This is a genomic window from Rhodococcus sp. BP-261 (genome assembly GCF_019835205.1).
Taxonomy (GTDB): domain Bacteria; phylum Actinomycetota; class Actinomycetes; order Mycobacteriales; family Mycobacteriaceae; genus Rhodococcoides; species Rhodococcoides kyotonensis_B.
Genome location: NZ_JABUCO010000013.1, coordinates 1 through 17,490, shown reverse-complemented (window position 1 = coordinate 17,490; position 17,490 = coordinate 1). Strand labels below are relative to the sequence as shown.

At 65.0% G+C, this 17,490-nt stretch carries 16 protein-coding genes; 6 read left to right on the top strand and 10 right to left on the bottom strand.

The window, feature by feature from the left end; translation table 11 throughout:
- Window positions 1-4 precede the first annotated feature (4 nt).
- Genes HQ354_RS15310 through HQ354_RS15285 form a run of 6 tightly spaced genes read right to left on the bottom strand, consistent with a single transcriptional unit; the run spans window position 5 to window position 5,414 of the window.
- Window positions 5-1,261, bottom strand: a complete 1,257-nt coding sequence (locus tag HQ354_RS15310) for an MSMEG_0569 family flavin-dependent oxidoreductase (RefSeq protein ID WP_167677212.1) — start codon at window positions 1,259-1,261, stop codon at window positions 5-7.
- On the bottom strand, window positions 1,258-1,551 hold the full coding sequence (locus HQ354_RS15305; protein ID WP_068427308.1) for an MSMEG_0570 family nitrogen starvation response protein: 294 nt from the start codon (window positions 1,549-1,551) through the stop codon (window positions 1,258-1,260). The genes HQ354_RS15310 and HQ354_RS15305 overlap by 4 nt, the downstream gene beginning before the upstream one ends.
- The gene (locus tag HQ354_RS15300; RefSeq protein WP_068427310.1) at window positions 1,544-2,437 is read right to left on the bottom strand and encodes a carbon-nitrogen hydrolase family protein; all 894 of its coding nucleotides are present in this window, start codon (window positions 2,435-2,437) and stop codon (window positions 1,544-1,546) included. Before HQ354_RS15300 ends, HQ354_RS15305 begins: the two co-directional genes overlap by 8 nt.
- A complete protein-coding gene (locus HQ354_RS15295; protein ID WP_222635145.1) occupies window positions 2,434-3,825 on the bottom strand; it encodes an MSMEG_0567/sll0787 family protein in 1,392 nt (463 codons plus the stop codon). Before HQ354_RS15295 ends, HQ354_RS15300 begins: the two co-directional genes overlap by 4 nt.
- The gene (locus HQ354_RS15290; RefSeq protein ID WP_222635146.1) at window positions 3,825-4,880 is read right to left on the bottom strand and encodes an MSMEG_0568 family radical SAM protein; all 1,056 of its coding nucleotides are present in this window, start codon (window positions 4,878-4,880) and stop codon (window positions 3,825-3,827) included. Before HQ354_RS15290 ends, HQ354_RS15295 begins: the two co-directional genes overlap by 1 nt.
- A gap of 9 nt (window positions 4,881-4,889) precedes the next feature.
- Window positions 4,890-5,414: an MSMEG_0572/Sll0783 family nitrogen starvation response protein gene (locus tag HQ354_RS15285; RefSeq protein ID WP_068427316.1), complete on the bottom strand. Its 525-nt coding sequence runs from the start codon at window positions 5,412-5,414 to the stop codon at window positions 4,890-4,892.
- Between the two features lie 207 nt (window positions 5,415-5,621).
- On the opposite strand from HQ354_RS15285, the gene HQ354_RS15280 reads away from it, so the two are divergent.
- Window positions 5,622-6,002, top strand: coding sequence for a hypothetical protein (locus HQ354_RS15280; RefSeq protein ID WP_222635147.1), 381 nt, complete (start codon window positions 5,622-5,624; stop codon window positions 6,000-6,002).
- A complete protein-coding gene (locus HQ354_RS15275; RefSeq protein WP_114332432.1) occupies window positions 5,995-6,408 on the top strand; it encodes a hypothetical protein in 414 nt (137 codons plus the stop codon). Before HQ354_RS15280 ends, HQ354_RS15275 begins: the two co-directional genes overlap by 8 nt.
- Window positions 6,409-6,473: 65 nt before the next feature.
- On the opposite strand, the gene HQ354_RS15270 is transcribed toward HQ354_RS15275, so the two are convergent.
- Entirely contained in the window at window positions 6,474-6,908 is a 435-nt protein-coding gene (locus tag HQ354_RS15270) for an SRPBCC family protein (protein WP_222635148.1), read from the bottom strand.
- A 60-nt stretch (window positions 6,909-6,968) separates the two neighbouring features.
- Between HQ354_RS15270 and HQ354_RS15265 the strand changes: the two genes are divergently transcribed.
- From HQ354_RS15265 to HQ354_RS15255, 3 genes are all read left to right on the top strand, one after another.
- Window positions 6,969-9,290 carry an ATP-dependent DNA ligase gene (locus tag HQ354_RS15265; protein ID WP_222635149.1) on the top strand — a complete coding sequence of 774 codons (2,322 nt, stop codon included), beginning with the start codon at window positions 6,969-6,971 and terminating at the stop codon, window positions 9,288-9,290.
- Window positions 9,291-9,502: 212 nt separating this feature from the next.
- On the top strand, window positions 9,503-10,717 hold the full coding sequence (locus HQ354_RS15260; RefSeq protein ID WP_222635150.1) for a lipase family protein: 1,215 nt from the start codon (window positions 9,503-9,505) through the stop codon (window positions 10,715-10,717).
- 143 nt (window positions 10,718-10,860) lie between these two features.
- Window positions 10,861-11,853, top strand: coding sequence for an ABC transporter substrate-binding protein (locus HQ354_RS15255; RefSeq protein ID WP_222635151.1), 993 nt, complete (start codon window positions 10,861-10,863; stop codon window positions 11,851-11,853).
- Here HQ354_RS15255 and HQ354_RS15250 read toward each other — a convergent pair.
- From HQ354_RS15250 to HQ354_RS15240, 3 genes are read right to left on the bottom strand one after another with little or no spacing between them, the layout of a single operon-like run.
- Window positions 11,769-13,715: an ABC transporter ATP-binding protein gene (locus HQ354_RS15250; RefSeq protein WP_222635152.1), complete on the bottom strand. Its 1,947-nt coding sequence runs from the start codon at window positions 13,713-13,715 to the stop codon at window positions 11,769-11,771. The genes HQ354_RS15255 and HQ354_RS15250 overlap by 85 nt on opposite strands.
- Before the next feature lie 42 nt (window positions 13,716-13,757).
- Entirely contained in the window at window positions 13,758-14,558 is an 801-nt protein-coding gene (locus HQ354_RS15245) for a putative protein N(5)-glutamine methyltransferase (RefSeq protein ID WP_308115241.1), read from the bottom strand.
- The gene (locus tag HQ354_RS15240) at window positions 14,555-15,628 is read right to left on the bottom strand and encodes a TDT family transporter (protein WP_222635154.1); all 1,074 of its coding nucleotides are present in this window, start codon (window positions 15,626-15,628) and stop codon (window positions 14,555-14,557) included. The genes HQ354_RS15245 and HQ354_RS15240 overlap by 4 nt, the downstream gene beginning before the upstream one ends.
- A gap of 237 nt (window positions 15,629-15,865) precedes the next feature.
- On the opposite strand from HQ354_RS15240, the gene HQ354_RS15235 reads away from it, so the two are divergent.
- On the top strand, window positions 15,866-17,398 hold the full coding sequence (locus HQ354_RS15235; RefSeq protein ID WP_222635155.1) for a DUF222 domain-containing protein: 1,533 nt from the start codon (window positions 15,866-15,868) through the stop codon (window positions 17,396-17,398).
- Window positions 17,399-17,490 lie beyond the last annotated feature (92 nt).

Genomic DNA, 17,490 nt, shown 5'->3' with positions numbered 1-17,490 from the left:
CGAGCTACACCATCGACTTGTCCGGTTGTGCCGCACTGATTTCCAGACCGATCTGATCGGCCAGGAACTCGGCATCACGCGCGACGGCCGCGAACCGACCCGATCCCCACGTGTGCTGCCACGGGAGCCCGAGGAAGTAGAGGCCACGCACCGCGCTGACGCCACGATTGTGCGTGGGATGTCCCTTGCCGTCGAACGCACCGACCTCGAGCCAGCGGTAGTCGGTACGGAAGCCGACGGACCAGACGACGGCAGTGATACCCGCGTCGGCCAGATCAAGTTCGGTGGTCTCGACCTCCGGACGCCATACCGGCGTGTATCGCTCTTCGGTGGGCGCGGAGATGCCCTCACGCGCGATGTACGCGTCGATGTTGTCCTTGATGCTCTCGGCCACGGCGTCGGCCGCATCGAGCGACGCCTCCAGCGTCGGCGCGAACTGCAGGACACCGTCGTCGACGCCGAGAAGCCTGCCGTACAGCTGCATGCCCTCGGTCGCGAACGCACGCAGGTCGATGTCGCGACCACCGTCGCGACCCGTCACGTAGTGGTTCGTGTTCTCGCGTTTGCCGACGCCACCGGGCTGATCCTCGATGGAGACATCATAGATGCCCATGTCGTGCAGCCACGCGACACAATCACGGCCACGATAGAAGCGTGCGACGCGTGGCGCGGTACCGGCAACGAGGTGCACGCGGCGACCGTCGAGATGCAGGTCCTCGGCGATCTGGGCGCCGGACTGTCCGGTGCCGACGACGAGTACGTCGCCGTCGGGGAACTGGTGCGAACCCCGATACTGCGACGAGTGGATCTGAAGGACGTCCTTCGGGAGCTTTTCGGCGAACCGCGGAATGGTCGGGACGTGGTATCCGCCGATGGCGACGACGATCTGGTCCGCGTGCATCGGCCCCGCGGTGGTCTCGATGTCGAAGCCACCCCCGATTCCCTGCCGCGTCGACGTGACGGTGACGTGCTCACGGACGGGGGCGTCGAAACTTCGTGCATACCGCCGGACGAAGTCGTACACCTCGTCACGCTTCATGAAACCGTCGGGATCGTCACCGTCGTACGAGAACCCGGGGAGCACGCACTGCCAGTTGGGTGTCACGAGCGTGAAGTTGTCCCAGCGGGAATCCTTCCACTCGTGTGCGATCGTATTCGCCTCCAGCACAACGTGTTCGATTCCGCGCTGTGTCAGGTGCCAGCTGATGGACAGACCGGCCTGCCCACCGCCGACGACGACCACCTCATGTGTCTCTCTCACAGCAACTCAGCTCCCGTCATACTCAGGATTTTCACGGCGCCGCCGTCCGTATATGCGGCACCGACGTCGCGAATTTCCTCCATCTGCTGCGCGGCGGACGTACAGCGCATCCCGAACTTCGCCAGCACGCGATCACCGGCCACCGTGAGCGCTTCCGACGTCCGCTCGACGAACTCGTCGACCCGGTACTCCGCGCCTGGTTCGAGGTAGTCGTGCATCACCAACGACGGTGAGTAGCAGGACTGTTCACGTCCATCCGGCCATCGGACCTGGAATCTCATCTCAGGCATGGACCGGCTCTTTCGTTATCGTCTTGTACACCGACGGACGGCGATCGCGGAGGTTGTACATACCGCCTCCGCGCGCCGCACCGAGAAGGCCCTCCACGTCGACAGTTGCCGTTGCCAATCCCGGCTCGACGCCTGTGCCCGCGAGGATTTCACCGCCCGGCCCGACGATCTTCGCGCTGCACACGAAACGAAGCGAACCGAACGTGCCTGCCTGGTTCGCGGCCACCCAGATCACCTGGTTCTCCAATGCCCGGGCGCGGTCGTAGATGTCGAAGCGCTGCTTCCAGCGATCGTCCTCCATGTTCGACGTCGTCGCAGTCCGTGCGGTCGGCCAAGCCGAGATGGAGGTGATGATCTCGGCGCCGTCGAGTGCGAGTTCCCGTGCTGCTTCGGGAAATCCCTTGTCGTAACAGATCTGCATGCCCATGCGTCCGACCGGAGTGTCGAACGCCTCGTAGGCGTCGCCCGCGTCGTAGCAGAGGTTTTCACCGAGCGGCTGGTGCACCTTGCGGTACGAACCGAGGATGCCGTCGCCGTTCAGTGTCACGGCCGCGTTGTAGCGAGTATCGCCGTCCTTCTCGCAGAACCCGAGGGTGACCACCATGTCACCGGCCATGTCGATGACGCGTTTCAACTCGGGACCGTCGAGTTCCAGTGCGGGCGGCAAGCTTCGGAGCCGACGCTGCCGCGATTCCTCCGACTCGTCCCCGCCCCCGAGACTCGGCAGATACCCACCGAGGCAGGCCTCGGGAAGTACCAGGAGTTGGCTTCCGCGGTGACGCGCTTCCTCGAGTAGCGCCGCGATGGTGCTGTAGCCCTGTTCCATGTCGCGGCCGAACTCGGCGGCGGCCACGGAAATCGTGACGGTGTTCGTGTGGATGTTCATGCTTCTCCCAATCCGGTCACAGTCGATGCGACTGCGCGAGTGGTGATTCCGTCGGGCCATCGCAGCGCGACGCCCGGAATGTCGGTGAGCTCTCCGCAGCGAGCGGAGACTGCAGGTCCCGACGACGCGAGCGACGCGTCGGGACGGTCCGCGGTGATCATCGCGAACCCTGGAAAGCACGTGATCCATTCGCCCATCGAGGCAGTGGTCGGCGTGGGGATGGAGGCGACATCCAGTACGGCTCCGGTACCGCACGCTTCGGCGAGCATGCCCGTCGTACCGGCGAGACCGGCCATCGACACGTCCTTGGCCGCCTTGGGTGCGGTGCGGGCGACGAAGGACGCCATCTCGTCGAGCTCTCCGAACGTGCGTCGCGACGTCGAATCCCATTGCTGTCCCTGATATCCGCGACGCCATCCGCCCTCGATGTCCGCGGTCAGGGTGAGGACGTCGCCGGCAGCAGCACCGCCGGCGCGGACCGGCGACGGCGTGCTGCCGAGCGCCGTGACCGACAGGGACGACGGAACCCCGACCTGGGTGTGGCCACCGAGCACCGGAACCCGCCACGCCTGCGACGCATCGGCAAGACCCCGGATGATGCGCGTGAGCCTGGACTGTGTGGGCGCTCCGACCGAGTCGAGCATGCCGACGGCTCGGGCACCCATGGCCGACAGATCGTTCAAGTTGACGAGCGCCGCACACCATCCGGCCCACTCGGGATCCCGATCGACCATCGACGGGATGATCGCGTCACATGCGGCGATGACGTCGCTTCCGGGCACCGGGACCCCGTCGTCTCCGCGAAAGCCTCTGGCGCCCAGCCCCAGTGGCTGCGCCTTCAGGGGCGCAAGTACCCCCGCGAGCATGGCCTTGGTCGCCGACACCAGTCGTTCGATCCGGTCGATCGGCCAGTTCATCGAGACGTGCGGTGCACCGTGGATGTCGAGGTCGCCGCGCCGGACCCAGCCGAGCCTGGTGAACAGCTTCTCGTGCTGTCTCTGGACCGTCGCGTCGAATCTCAGGACGCCGTGGCTCTCGGCGTGCGCACACGCCGCTCGGACCAATGCAGGTCCGACGCCGGATGCGCGGGCGTCGGACGAGACGACGAGACGACTGCCTGCCCACCATCCCAGATCCCGTGCCGTGCAGGGCGCAAGGCGGACACCACCCAGGACGATGCCGTCGGCGCTGCGGGCGATCAGGACGACGGTACGCGGGTCGTCGTCGACGTCGTCATGATCCGAACCCGTGAACAGACCCTGCTCGGTGACGAAGATGTCGCGTCTGAGGCGTCGATACGCGTCGAGTTCGGTTGCGTTACCGCATTCGTGGATCAGGAACGGGGCCTGCGACGTCGCGACCGCGGTCCCGGCCAAGTCGGTGTACATCAGCCACCCGCATTCTGGAGAACACTGCAGGCACCGCACGCAGCACAGCCTGCCTTCTGGTCCGTACCGAGCATCGACGCGGCCTGAAGTTCCTTGGCGACGCGGCGCGTCACGTCTTCCAACACGTCACGGTTCGGTGCGACCGCACGGTCGACGTCGACGGCCAACGTTCCTGCGAGCGGCCGGAACGGAACAACGAACGGGTAGACACCCATCTCGATGAGTTCGGCTGCACCCGAAACCAATTCGTCCGGGTCCTCGCCGAGGCCTACGAGAAGGTAGGTCGACACCTGGTTTCGTCCGAACACGCGGACGGCTTCGGCCCATGCCGCCCGGTATTCGTCCATCGGGACTGTTGCTTTGCCCGGCATCCACTTTCGGCGAACGTCGTCGTCCAGCGATTCGACGTGGATCCCGATGGATTCGGCACCCGCGTCGTGCAGATCGGTGATGGTCTGCAGATCGCCGGGTGGCTCGCACTGCACCTGGATGGGCAGATCGGGAACAGCTGCCTTGATCGCTGCGACACAACGCGCAATGTGCCGCGCACCACGGTCTTTCGCCGCCGACGTGCCGGTCGTGATGACCATCTGGGTGACGCCGTCGAGTCGGACGGCGGCTTCGGCGACCTCGGCCAGCTGCGCCGGCGTCTTGACGGCAATGGTGTCCCCCGCGTCGAGTGACGCCTCGATGGAGCAGAAGCGGCACCGTTGTTCGGGGTCGTACCGGATGCAGGTCTGCATGACCGTCGTCGCGAGGACGCTGGAGCCGTGCAGTTTGGCGATCTTCTCGTAGGAAATCCCGTCGGCGGTCTCGAGATCGTAGAATTTCGGCCGGGAGACGGCCTCTATGTCCACTCCGATGTCGTTGCCGTCGAACAATATTCGGTCTCCGTCGAGAACGTACGGGCTCGACGGGTTTCGAGGGATGGCCGCGCCGAGGCCATCGATTCGGACATGCCCGTCGTCGCTGGGCCCGGCGCCGGCCGTTCTGTTGACCGGTGGCGTACCTCGAATCCCGAGGAGCGCCAGATCTACTCGCACACCGACAGACATAACAAGCTCCTAGACCATGTACGTCGAGTTGATGATGGCGCCCTTGCGTGCGTAGTGGATGAGCGCGTCCTGAACGTCGAGCGGATGCGCCGGGATGACGCCCTCGATCAGGTCTTCTTCGCGGCCACCGTGCAGTGCGAGACCGAAGCGGCAGCAGAACACCGTTCCGCCCTCGGCGATGAACGTCGCGAGCGAGTCGTTGATGTTCTGCTCACCCGGGAAGCCGGAATCGCCCGTCGTCGGGAATCCCCGTGTCGCAAGGCAATTGATCGCGCCGGGGCCGTAGAAGTACATGGCCGACTCGAAACCCTTGCGCAGAGCGCGCGTTGCCTGCAGCACGGCGACGAAGCTGACCGACGACTCGTGCGCGATGCCGTGCACCAACGTGAAGTAGCTTTCGCCGTTCTCTGCCTTGTAGTCCGGGAAGATCTTGGTGGAACCGTAGATGTTGCTGCCCTTGGGCAACGAGGGGTGCGGAATCTCTCCGAGCGACTTCTGGATGTTCTCGGCGATTGTCTTGTCGATGTCGGACACTGCGTCGGCTCCTGAGGGTCGTGTGCGTGAGGAGAAGAGGACGGCGTCGGAGGTGCTCCTCGGCCATGTGACCAGTACAGGCGACATCCATTTCCGAGTGGTCACGCCCGGAATAACGCACTGTTTCGAAGGCCTCACCGCTGGGGCGACGCGCACCCCGATACCCTGGGATGCGTCCACACCACCCGAGGCCACCGAGAGGGAACGATGATCGGCGCCGTCACCGGCTTGCTGTACGTGATGTCACTGGCCGTCGGCCTCTGGGTTCTCGTCAAGCTCGTGCTGGGCAAGCCGGTGCTCCTGAAGAACGCATCGGACCGCGCGCTGTTCTGGACGATCTCCGCAACCGAGGCCGTCGTCCTGCTCCAGGCGATCATCGGATTCGTCATGATGTTCACCTCCGACCGCGACATTCACCGGTTGACGTTCGGCGCCTACCTGATCGGATTACTCCTGCTGCTGCCGATCGGTACGTGGTGGTCACTGGGTGATCGTTCACGCGGCGGCACCGCAGTGCTGCTCGTCGCCGTCACCACCCTCGCAGCGATGGTGCTGCGTCTCAGCCAGATATGGGCCGGATATGCCTGATACTCCCGACCGCCTTCAGGAGGCGACCCGCACCGGCTTCGGTCGCTTCCTCATCGCCGTCTATGCGGTGTTCGCCGTCGCCGCCACCTCACGGTCGATCGTGCAGTTGACGACACGCTTCGACGTCGCCCCGCTCGCGTACATCCTGTCGGCGCTCGCGGCGGTCATCTACATCGTGGCGACGGTCGGGCTGGCACGCGCGACCGAGGCGTCGCGCCGAGTCGTGACGGTGTCCTGCATCATCGAGCTCGTCGGCGTCCTCGCCATCGGTGCGCTCAGCTACATCCAGCCTCAGGATTTCCCCGACGCGACCGTGTGGTCGCACTTCGGTCAGGGATACGTCTTCATCCCCGTGGTGCTCCCGATCGCCGGGCTCTGGTGGATACGGCGTACCCGCCGCCTGTGAGCGCGAACGTATAGCGGGCAGGAGAGGAGCCTGCGGAGCGACCCCAAGACGCTATGTATTCGCACTCACGTGTCGAGTGCAGCGAGATTGTCCACCGACTGCTTGACATCGGTGTCGAGGGCCTTGGCGACGACCTTGCCGACGGGCCCGAACAGGACCCCGCCGCCGAAGTAGGCGTCGAGCGTCAGAGTGGAGCCGCCCTCGTGGTTCTCGCGCACGTGGATGGTCATCGCGATCTTGATGCCACCCTTTCCGCGGCCGGACATCTCGATGAGTTCGGGCTCCTTGTACTCGGTGAACGTCCATTTGATGGTGTTCCGGAAGCCCTTGACCTTCACGATCGACTCGACCTCGGTGCCCTTCTCGATCGTCGCGGGAGGCGGGCTGCACCAACCACCGTGGATCGTCATCCATTCGTCGAAGCGGTTCAGCGCGGACGCCTTGTCCCAGGCACCCTGAGGATTTTCGGGCATGTTCACGGTCACTCGGATCGTCGCCATACCCCCGAGATTGGCACTTCTCGCGCGCGGCCAAACCTGACCAGTGACTAGCCTGGGGAAATGGCGACGCTCGAGATCGCAGGCCGAAAGCTCTCGGTCACCAATCTGGACAAGGTGCTGTTCCCCGAGACCGGCACGACGAAGAGCCAGGTCATCGAGTACTACACCTCGATCGCACCCGCGATGCTCCCGCACTTGGCCGGCCGTGCCGTGACGCGGAAGCGGTGGCCGAACGGGGTGGATCAGCCGTCCTTCTTCGAGAAGAATCTCGCATCGTCGGCGCCGGACTGGCTGGAACGACGCGACATGCAGCACTCCGATCGCGTCGTCGTGTATCCGCTGTTCTCCACAGCCGCGGATCTCGCGTGGCTCGGGCAGCAGGCCGCCATCGAGGCACACGTCCCGCAGTGGCGTTTCGACGGCGATGCGCAGGGGCTGGCCACGAGGATGGTCTTCGACCTCGACCCGGGCGACGACGTCGACCTCGCCCGGTGCGCCGAGATCGCCTGCGAAATCCGCGGCCTCATGACCGACATCGGGTTCACCGCCTATCCGGTCACCAGCGGCAGCAAGGGCATTCACCTCTACGTTCCGCTCGACAAGCCACTGACGTCGTCGGGAGCATCGACCGTCGCGAAGCACGTCGCGACGATTCTCGAGGAGCGCTCACCCGACCGCGTGACGGCGACGATGGCCAAAGCGAAGCGGACCGGCCGAGTCTTCGTCGACTGGTCGCAGAACAACGGGAAGAAGACGACGGTCGCGCCGTACTCGATGCGTGCGCGATCGCAACCGACCGTCGCCGCGCCCCGGACGTGGGAGGAACTCGAATCCCCCGGCCTCACACAATTGCGGTACGAGGAAGTGCTCGAGCGCTATCAGGACCAGGGAGACCTCCTCGCCGATCTGGACCCACCGCTGGACGACGTCGAGACCGCTCCCGCCGAGCCCGACAAACTCACGAAGTACCGCAGCATGCGCAGCCGCACGAAGACGCCCGAGCCGATACCGACCGGAGGAGAACCGCGCGGGAACGACGACACGTTCGTCATCCAGGAGCATCACGCCCGACGCCTGCACTACGACTTCCGACTCGAACACGACGGCGTCCTCGTCTCCTGGGCCGTGCCGAAGAACATTCCCGACGACCCGACGCAGAACCGCCTCGCCGTACACACCGAGGACCACCCCCTCGAATACGCGACGTTCGAGGGCAGCATCCCGAAGGGCGAGTACGGCGGCGGAGAGGTGACGATCTGGGACAGCGGTACGTACGAACTCGAGAAATGGCGCGACGACGAAGTCATCGTCGTCCTGTCGGGAGCCAAGGCGAAGGGCCGTTTCGCTCTCATCAAGACCAAGGGCGATCAATGGCTGATGCATCTGATGAAGGAGCAGTCTCCGTCGCCCGACGATGAACATCCGTCGAACAATGGCGTACCCGAAAGCAATCTCCCGAAGAATGTTGCGCCGATGCTCGCGACCGCGGGCGACGTCCTCGGCCTTCCCGACGGCGAATGGTCCTTCGAGGGAAAGTGGGACGGCTTTCGCGTCGTCGCACAGTTCTCGTACGGCGAGATGAAGCTGACGTCCCGGACCGGGAAGGACCTGACCGACCGCTTCCGTGCATTTCAGGCTCTCGCAGACGATCTGAAGGACCACGAGGCCATCGTCGACGGTGAAGCAGTCGTCTTCGACGCCGACGGCATCTCCAGTTTCGAACTGCTGCAGAACAGCACCGGCAAGCACGTCGACTTCATCGCGTTCGACCTGCTGCATCTCGACGGAACGTCGTTGCTGCGCAAGAAGTATTCGGATCGACGCAAACTCCTGGAGCTGCTGACGACGGGCCTCGAATCGGTCATCGTGCCGGAACTACTGCCGTCGACGGCGTCCGAGGCGGCGGCCGCGAGCATCGAGCGAGGACTGGAAGGCGTCGTCGCCAAGCGGTCCGACTCGATCTACCAACCCGGGAAACGCGCGAAAACCTGGATCAAGTCGAAGAATTGGCGCACCCAGGAAGTGGTCATCGGCGGGTGGCGACGCGGCCGCGGGCGCCGGGGAGGCGGCATCGGCTCGCTGCTCGTCGGTGTTCCCGACGAGGGTGGCCTGCGTTATCTCGGCCGCGTCGGAACCGGTTTCAGCGAACAGGCACTCGACCGTCTGAGCACGGAGTTGTCTCCGTTGCAGACCGACAGCTCGCCGTTCGCAGAGACCCTCCCGACGGCCGACCGAAAGGATGCGGTGTGGGTGACGCCGCTACTCGTCGGTGAGGTCCGGTTCTTCGAATGGACCGACTCGATGCATCTGAGGCATCCGAGTTGGCGCGGTATTCGTGAGGACAAGAAGCCGGAAGACGTAGTGATCGAGCACAATTCCTAGGCGCGCGCTCGAGCCCTCTCGCGGTTGCCATAAAATCTCTTGCTGCGTACCCTTTCGAACATCGTTTCCGGGGGGAGCGTAACGAGCGGGGTCACTTTTTCTATATCGCACCTGGTGCGGCGTTCTCTCGATCGGGCGCTGCAGGGGGGGGTGCGGTCGGACTGTGTCTCCCGCACGGGAAAACGAAGCTTTGTCGGGAGGGATTTGACGCCATGCGCGCTTACAAACTGATCGGGGCAGCGGTCGTGTCCGCAGCCACGGTCATGTGTTCGACTCTGATGACCGCAGCACCTGCTACGGCGATTCCGCTGGAGCCCACGCCCATTGCCGATGTGTTCTACGCTCCGGTTCCTGGTCTGGATGCGCTGAACCCCGGTGACATCATCTCCAGCAGGCCGATGCCGCCACCTCCCGGTTTCTTCGACGTCGACGTGTGGCAGCTGCGCTTCCGGTCGACCAACTCCGCAGGCGATCCGATCGCCGCGGTCAACACGGTCATGGCTCCGAAGAACAAGGCACCGAACGGGCCTCTGCTGTCGTACCAACACATCATCAATGCACTGGGCTTGGAATGCGCTCCCTCACAGGCACTCTGGACGTCCGATCCCAACCTGATGATCCGTGAGGCTCCGGCACTCAACGTTGCCCTTCAGCGTGGATGGACCGTCGCGATCGCCGATCACCTCGGCCCCAACAGCGCGTACGGCGCAGCCAAGATGGGCGGCCAGATCGTCCTCGACAGCATCCGTGCGACGCAACGCTTCGATCCGCTTCAGGTGCAGCAGAGCCGAGTCGCGCTCGCCGGCTACTCGGGCGGCGGCATGGCGACGGCGTGGGCGGCCGCACTGCAGAACGACTACGCACCCGAGCTGAACATCGTCGGCAGCGCTGCGGGCGGTGCCCCGATGAACCTCGAACGCATGGCTCGCGATCTGGGCTTCAATCCGCATCCGGTGTTCGGCCTCGCATTCGCTGCGGCGCTCGGACTCGAGCGGGAGTATCCGACTCGGATTCCGATCAGCGAGCAGCTGAACCCGCTGGGCCGGCAGATGGCCGCCGAGGTGCAGAACGCGTGCACCAACGACATCATTCGGGTCGGCGCAGGCAAGAGCGCGACGCTCGTCGCCGACTCGCTCAGCCTCATCGACAGCCCCGAGATGGTCGACGCGGTCAACGAGAACAGCGTCGAGCTCTACCCGGGCGTTCCGAAAGCTCCCTACTTCGAGTGGCACAGTCCGACGGACGCACTCATCCCGGTCTCGTCCATCACCAACACCCTCGGCCGCTACTGCGCCGCAGGTGTCCCGGTCACCGAGGTTCAGGTGCCCAGTAACGATCACCTCACCGCCGCGGTGCTCGGGCTCCCACAGGCTCTCGAATGGATCGACGCCCGCTTGAACGGCGTTCCTGCGCCGAGCAACTGCTGAACTGGCAACCACACGAGCGAAGGACGCCCTCGGTCACCCCAAGTGACCCAGGGCGTCCCTCGCTTCCGGCCCTTGAAATTTCGATGACCTCGGGGATCGGTTAGGCTAACCTCGCATTTCGTACTTACGCGAGGAGTCCCACAGTGCGCACCAGTTACCTCCGCATCGCCGCAGGCGCTGCAGCAGTCGCGCTCGTCGCCGGCTGTTCGTCCGACGACAGCTCGTCGTCGACCAACTCCGACGAGTCCGGCGCTTTCCCCGTCACCATCACCCACCACTTCGGTGAGACGACCGTCGACAGCGAACCGTCGAGCATCGTCACCATCGGCTTCAACGAGCAGGACTTCGTGCTCGCACTCGGCGTGAAGCCCGTCGCGACGCGCGGCAACCTCAGCTACGACTACCGGAACCGTCCCTGGGCGCAGGAAGCTCTCGGTGGCACCGACATCCCCGAGGTCGGCTCCGAGGAACTGAACCTCGAGCAGATCGCGAACGCGGGGCCCGACCTCATTCTCGGCCCGTACTCGTTCATCGAGCAGGGCCAGTACGACCAGCTGTCCGAGATGGCACCCACGATTGCCGACATCGGCGGTTACGACGACGTCCCCGCGGCCACGTGGCAGCAGGAGTTCGAGGTCATCGGCAAGGCGCTCGGCAAGGAGCAGGAAGCCGCCGACCAGACCGCCGAGCTGGAGGCGAAGTTCCAGACGACCCAGGACGAGAACCCGCAGTTCGCAGGCAAGACGCTGACTCTGGGCTTCGACATGGGCGACGGCACCTACCTCGTGCTCGGCGCGGACGACATCCGCGCTCTGTTCTTCAAGGATCTCGGCTTCGAGATCCCCGCGGTCACCGAGACGATCAGTCCCGAGAATCTGAACAAGCTCGATACCGACGTTCTCGTGATGGCGGGCGCCAGTCGCGAACAGCTGCTTGCCGATCCGCTGTTCGCTGCACTGAACGTCGTCTCGCAGGATCGCACCGCCTACATCGGTGCGTTCAGCGAGGACCTGCCGTCGGCTCTCGGCTACTCGAGCCCGCTGTCGCTGAACTACGCGATCGACGGCTTCGCACCGATGTTGGCAGCCGCGTCCGACAACGACCCGTCGACGGTCGTTCCCGCACCGGCCAACTGAGAATCCGTCCTGAACTGCGTCCGATGGAGCTCCTCGTAGCGGCCACCCGCCGCGAGGAGCTCCTCGTGCGTTCCACGTTCGACGATCGATCCGCCTTCGACGACCAGAATCGTGTCGGCAGCGCGGATGGTCGACAACCGGTGTGCGATCACCACCGACGTCTTGCCTGCCAGCGCCTCACCGAGGGCGGCCTGAACCGCGGCTTCCGACGTCGAATCCAGTGACGCCGTCGCCTCGTCGAGAATGACGACCTTCGGCCGGGAGATCAACAGTCTGGCGATCGTCAGACGCTGTCTCTCACCACCGGACAGCCGGTAACCGCGTTCGCCGACGACGGTGTCCAGCCCGTCGGGTAGGGACTGCACGAGATCGCTGAGCCGGGCCCGTCGAAGCGCGTTCCAGACTTCGTCCTCGGTGGCGTCGGGACGCGACAGCACGATGTTGGCGCGGACCGTGTCGTGGAACAGGTGCCCGTCCTGGGTCACCATGCCGACCGCGTCGCGAATCGATTCGGCCGTCAGATCACGGACATCGTTCTCGGCCAACCGCACCGAGCCGTCGTCGACGTCGTAGAGACGAGCGACCAATTGCGCGATGGTCGACTTTCCGGCTCCGGATGTGCCGACGAGAGCGACCATCTGTCCCGGCTCGGCCCGGAACGACACCCCGTGCAGAACCTCCTCACCGCCACGCGTGTCCAACGCCGCCACTTCTTCCAACGACGCGAGCGACACCTTGTCCGCCGACGGGTACGCGAATCGCACGTCCTTCAACTCGACCGACACCGGCGCGTCGGGCAACGCGACAGCGCCCGGCTTGTCCTGGATGAGGGGCACGAGATCGAGAACCTCGAAGACGCGCTCGAAGCTGACCAGGGCGCTCATGACCTCGACGCGTGCGCTCGCCAGTTCCGTGAGCGGTGAGTACAGACGAGTGAGCAGAAGCGACAGCGACACAACGGATCCCGGGTCGAGCTGGCCGCGCAGAGCGTAGAAGCCGCCGAGCCCGTAGACGACGGCCAGAGCCAGTGCCGAGACCAACGTCAACGCGGTGACGAACACCGTCTGCACCATCGCACTGCGCACACCGATGTCGCGGACCCGGGACGCTCGGACGGCGAACTCGCGAGACTCGAATTCGGGCTGCCCGAACAGTTTCACCAGCGTCGCGCCCGGCGCCGAGAAGCGCTCGGTCATCTGCGTGCTCATGGCCGAGTCGTGCGCGGCTGCCTCCCGCTGCAAGCGTGCGAGTCGACGACCCATCCGACTCGCCGGGATCACGAAGACCGGCAACAGCAGGAGCGCGAGAAGTGTTACCTGCCAGGAGATTCCGATCATGACGACCAGCGTCAGGGCCAGCGTCACGAGATTGGAGACGACGCCGGACAACGTGTCGCTGAACGCACGCTGCGCGCCGATGACGTCGTTGTTCAGTCGACTCACGAGTGCGCCCGTGCGAGTGCGTGTGAAGAACGCGATCGGCATGCGCTGCACGTGGTCGAACACGGCGGTGCGCAGGTCGAGGATCAAGCCTTCCCCGATGTTCGACGACAGCCACCGGTTCAGCAGACCGAAGCCGGCGTCGACCACCGCGATGAGCGCGATGAGCAGCGCGAGCCGAAGGACGATGTCGAAGGATTCACCGTCGACGATCGCATTGACCACGCGTCCCGCCAGCACCGGCGTCGCGACCGCGAGGACCGCAAGCACGACGCTGAGCAGCACGAAGCCGAACAATTTCGTCTTGTGCGGACGGGCGAAGTCCAGGATTCTGCGGGCGGTGTCGGCATTGAAACGGGCCGTACCGGACGACGCATGCATCGTCCGGTACAGCTGATTCCACGCAGTGACTTCCATGCTCATGCCTGAAACCGTAGAACCTCGACATAGGTGGAGGTCAAGGGTTCATGTTCGACCGGTTCGCGCAGTCCTGACCTCGCCCACGACAACGGTCCCGTCGAGTTCGTCCGAATGGGCGATGCGTGCGTCGAACCCCGCACCGCGCATGATCTGCACGGTCACCTTCGCCTTACCGACGCTGGTCTCGATCAGGAGATGACCGCGGTCGGTGAGCCACTGCCGGGCGTCGTCGGCGATGCGGCGGTGCCAGTCCAGTCCGTCCAATCCGCCGTCGAGCGCGACGCGGGGTTCGTGATCACGCGCTTCGGCCGGCATCGAGGCGATGGCGTCGGTGGGGACGTAGGGCGCATTGGCGACGATGACATCGACGTAGCCTCGAAGGTGTTGCGGCAGAGCAGAATACAAATCGCTCTCGTAGACGTGACCCGCACCGATGTTGCGGCGAGCGCACCGGACGGCGACGGGGTCGATGTCGGTGGCGTGGAGGTCGAGGTGCCCGAGCTCGTGTTCGAGCGCCGCCCCGACTGCCCCGGATCCGCAACACATGTCGACGACGGTCGTCGGCCGGAGCGCGAGTGCCTCCTCGACGAGGAGTTCCGTGCGACGTCGGGGCACGAAGACGCCGGGTTCGACGACGATACGGAGTCCACGAAATTCTGCCCACCCGAGGATCTGCTCCAAGGGGGTGCCCTCCACGCGTCGGGACACCATCTCGAGGAGCCGATCACCGGTGAACGCCTGGAGGAGAAGTGCGGCCTCGTCCTCGGCGTACACGCATCCGGCGGCGCGGAGGGTGCGGGTGATGGCCTGGTGGGAGTCGATGCTCGACTGTATCCCAGTGCTCACGTCGGTAGGAATATCCGGCCACTGACCGTACCGCGCACGGTGCCCCAGGCAACGATTGCCCATGCCGTGACGAGCAGTGCATAGAGGCCGACTGCGACGATGTTGAGTGCGCCGAACGTGACCCCGAGTGCGGTCGCGCCTGTGACGCAGGTGCCGAGCGGGAACGTGAAGCTCCACCAGGCCATGGAGAACCGGAGGCCGCTGCGGGCAGCTGTCACGGTCAGACAGGTTGCAACGGCGAACATGACGATGCCGAACGCGCCTGCGCATATCCCGTAGGCGATGCCGATGTCGTGGAGCCAGTCGCTGTCCGCATCGGCGGCCAAGAGATTGGCTGCGGTGACCGACTGGCCGACGAGGCCCAGCGTGATCCAGATCGTCGGAATCGCCTGCACGGGTGGCATTCTCCTATGCACGAGCTCACCGCAGACCGTGACCATGATCCGCGCACCGAGGATCAGGCTGAGCGCGAACAGGACATAGCACAGGGCGAGGAATTCAGTCCTGACCGTGCCGCTCGGGATGTGTTGCGCCAGAATTGCTCCCCCGGTCGCCGACACCATCGGAGGCACGACGGGCATCAGCAACGCGGGCAGACGGTGCCCCCGCGCGCGAACCGGAATCCACAGCACGGTCGCGATTCCTGCGAGAGTTCCTATGGTCCAGAGCGTTCCGGCGATCCAGAGAGCCGCAGTGATGCCGAGTAGATCCTTGCCGAGAAGGATTGTTCCGCTGCCGACGGTCAACAGCGCCATCGGGATTGCGCCGTAGAACAGGCCGATGACCGGATGCGCGACGTAACCGCGAGCGTTGTCGACATGCAGGATCCAGTGCGCGGTGAAGGCAATTGTCAGCGCGACGAGGGCGGTTGCCGCGACTCCCCAGACCACGGTGGCGAAAGAATGCAGAATCGGAGAGTGCAGGGGGAGCGTAGACGCGGCGTTCGCGACGATGCCGGTCCCCATGATGGATGCGAACCAGTTCGGGGTGAGGTGTTCCAGCACGCGGCCAGGACGGTCGAGGTCGCGGAACAATCCCAGGGGCGCGTCGGCGAGAACGGCTGCGGTCATGGTTCCACCGTCGTCGGCGAGGGGCATTCCCGGTAGAGGTCCTGCTGTTGTGTAGCCACAATCGTTTCTTGTGGCCGGTCCTACCCGTGCGCGCGAATGTATAGCCCGCTATACATTCGCACGCACGACCGATACTCGACCTCGCGGTGGTAACCGGTTGGGGCGCGGCAAGATTCGAAGAATTGGAATGCGCGGTTTTGGTTGCGTTCGAACATGCGTTCGACTATCATGGTGGGCATGGACATGCCGGGGGGCTTCGAACAAATCAGACGCGACGCCGACGCGTCCGCATCCGACATGCTCACCACCCTCACCGACCTGCGCCGCCAGGAGAACATTGCCGCTGCCGCAACCGTGCACCGAGTGCACGACCTCCTCGACCTACGGATCTCCACCGAAGCCGCGATCTACGACTACGGCCTCGAACACGACACCCCCACCGGACCACAGCAATACGGCGTCGCCGAACCCGACATCTACAAAGCCCGCCTCGCCGCCGAAACCGAAGCGTCCGTAGCACTCTCACTCTCCCGCCAGATCACCCGCGACATGATCACCACCGGCGAAGAACTCGCCCAGCGACTGCCCGCCATCGACGCCGCCTTCACCGCCGGAGACCTCGACTACCCCCGCGTCCGCACCATCGCCCTCACCCTCTCCCGCGCCGGCGACGACACCGTCGCCGCCCTCGAACCCGACATCCTCGCCGCCGCCCACCGCTGCACCCCACGCTCACTCCGCGACAACATCTGGCGACACTGGTTCGACCACAACCCCGACGAAGCCACCGCCGCACGCGCCCGCGCCGACGCCGACGAACGCTCGGTCAACATCCGCCGCAACACCGACGGCACCGCATCACTGTTCGCCAAGATCACCGCCGTCGAAGCCGCCGAAATCGACGCCATCCTCGACCAATTCGCCGCCACCGTCTGCGACCGCGATCCCCGCACCAAACGGCAACTCCGCGCCGACGCCCTGGTCGCGCTCATGCACCAAGAAGACGCCCTCGCCTGCACCTGCCGCACCGACGAATGCCCCGCAGCAGCCACCGCCGACCGCACCCCAGCCCGGCCGAAACCACTCATCCAGGTCATCGTCGACCTCGAAACCCTGCTACGCCTCACCGACACCCCCGCCACCCTCTCCGACGGCACCGTCCTCGACGCCGACACCGCACGCCTACTCGCCACCGACGCACACTGGCAAGCCTTCCTTACCGAGGCCCTCGAACTCGCACGCGCCCACCACAACTCCACCAACGGCAGTGACAGCGACAGCGACGGCGACAGCGACAGCGATAGCGACAGCGATAGCGACAGCGATAGCGACAGCGATAGCGACAGCGATAGCGATGAAACAGCAACGGCTGCAGCACAACCGGAGCCCACCGGGCAGGCATCCGAGGTGCACGAGCCCGAAAAGGAAGAGCCTGTCGACGACGACAGAACACCGGACGACGACGCAGCCGAGAACCGCGACATAGTAGAGAACACCACCGGCGATATCGACAGGCCGAACGACGACGACCCGGACACCGACGGTCCCGCAGACAGTGGTCATTCCGAGGACAACGGCGGGCCCGATGGCACCGACGGTCCCACAGACAGCGGTGGGCCCGAAGCCGGTGAACGGCCTGAAAACACTGGCGGACAGCGCGATTCAGACAAACCGGGTAACCCGCCACCACCCGCACCGCGCGGCACCAGCCCACTCGTTCCCCGCGCCCGCCGCATTGAAGTACCCCAGGTTTTGTTCCGTTCTTTGTAGGAGGATGGAGCTATGCCACGTCAGTACCCGCCGGAGTTCCGGCAGCGAGCAGTGCGCATGGTGGAGACGGTGTTGGAATCCGACGCCGAGCT

Coding starts and splice junctions, on each gene's coding strand:
- HQ354_RS15305 (WP_068427308.1), bottom strand. CDS start 1,551: ATGCCTGAGATGAGATTCCAGGTCCGATGGCCGGATGGACGTGAACAG.
- HQ354_RS15300 (WP_068427310.1), bottom strand. CDS start 2,437: ATGAACATCCACACGAACACCGTCACGATTTCCGTGGCCGCCGCCGAG.
- HQ354_RS15295 (WP_222635145.1), bottom strand. CDS start 3,825: ATGTACACCGACTTGGCCGGGACCGCGGTCGCGACGTCGCAGGCCCCG.
- HQ354_RS15290 (WP_222635146.1), bottom strand. CDS start 4,880: ATGTCTGTCGGTGTGCGAGTAGATCTGGCGCTCCTCGGGATTCGAGGT.
- HQ354_RS15280 (WP_222635147.1), top strand. CDS start 5,622: ATGATCGGCGCCGTCACCGGCTTGCTGTACGTGATGTCACTGGCCGTC.
- HQ354_RS15275 (WP_114332432.1), top strand. CDS start 5,995: ATGCCTGATACTCCCGACCGCCTTCAGGAGGCGACCCGCACCGGCTTC.
- HQ354_RS15270 (WP_222635148.1), bottom strand. CDS start 6,908: ATGGCGACGATCCGAGTGACCGTGAACATGCCCGAAAATCCTCAGGGT.
- HQ354_RS15265 (WP_222635149.1), top strand. CDS start 6,969: ATGGCGACGCTCGAGATCGCAGGCCGAAAGCTCTCGGTCACCAATCTG.
- HQ354_RS15260 (WP_222635150.1), top strand. CDS start 9,503: ATGCGCGCTTACAAACTGATCGGGGCAGCGGTCGTGTCCGCAGCCACG.
- HQ354_RS15250 (WP_222635152.1), bottom strand. CDS start 13,715: ATGAGCATGGAAGTCACTGCGTGGAATCAGCTGTACCGGACGATGCAT.
- HQ354_RS15240 (WP_222635154.1), bottom strand. CDS start 15,628: ATGACCGCAGCCGTTCTCGCCGACGCGCCCCTGGGATTGTTCCGCGAC.
- HQ354_RS15235 (WP_222635155.1), top strand. CDS start 15,866: ATGGACATGCCGGGGGGCTTCGAACAAATCAGACGCGACGCCGACGCG.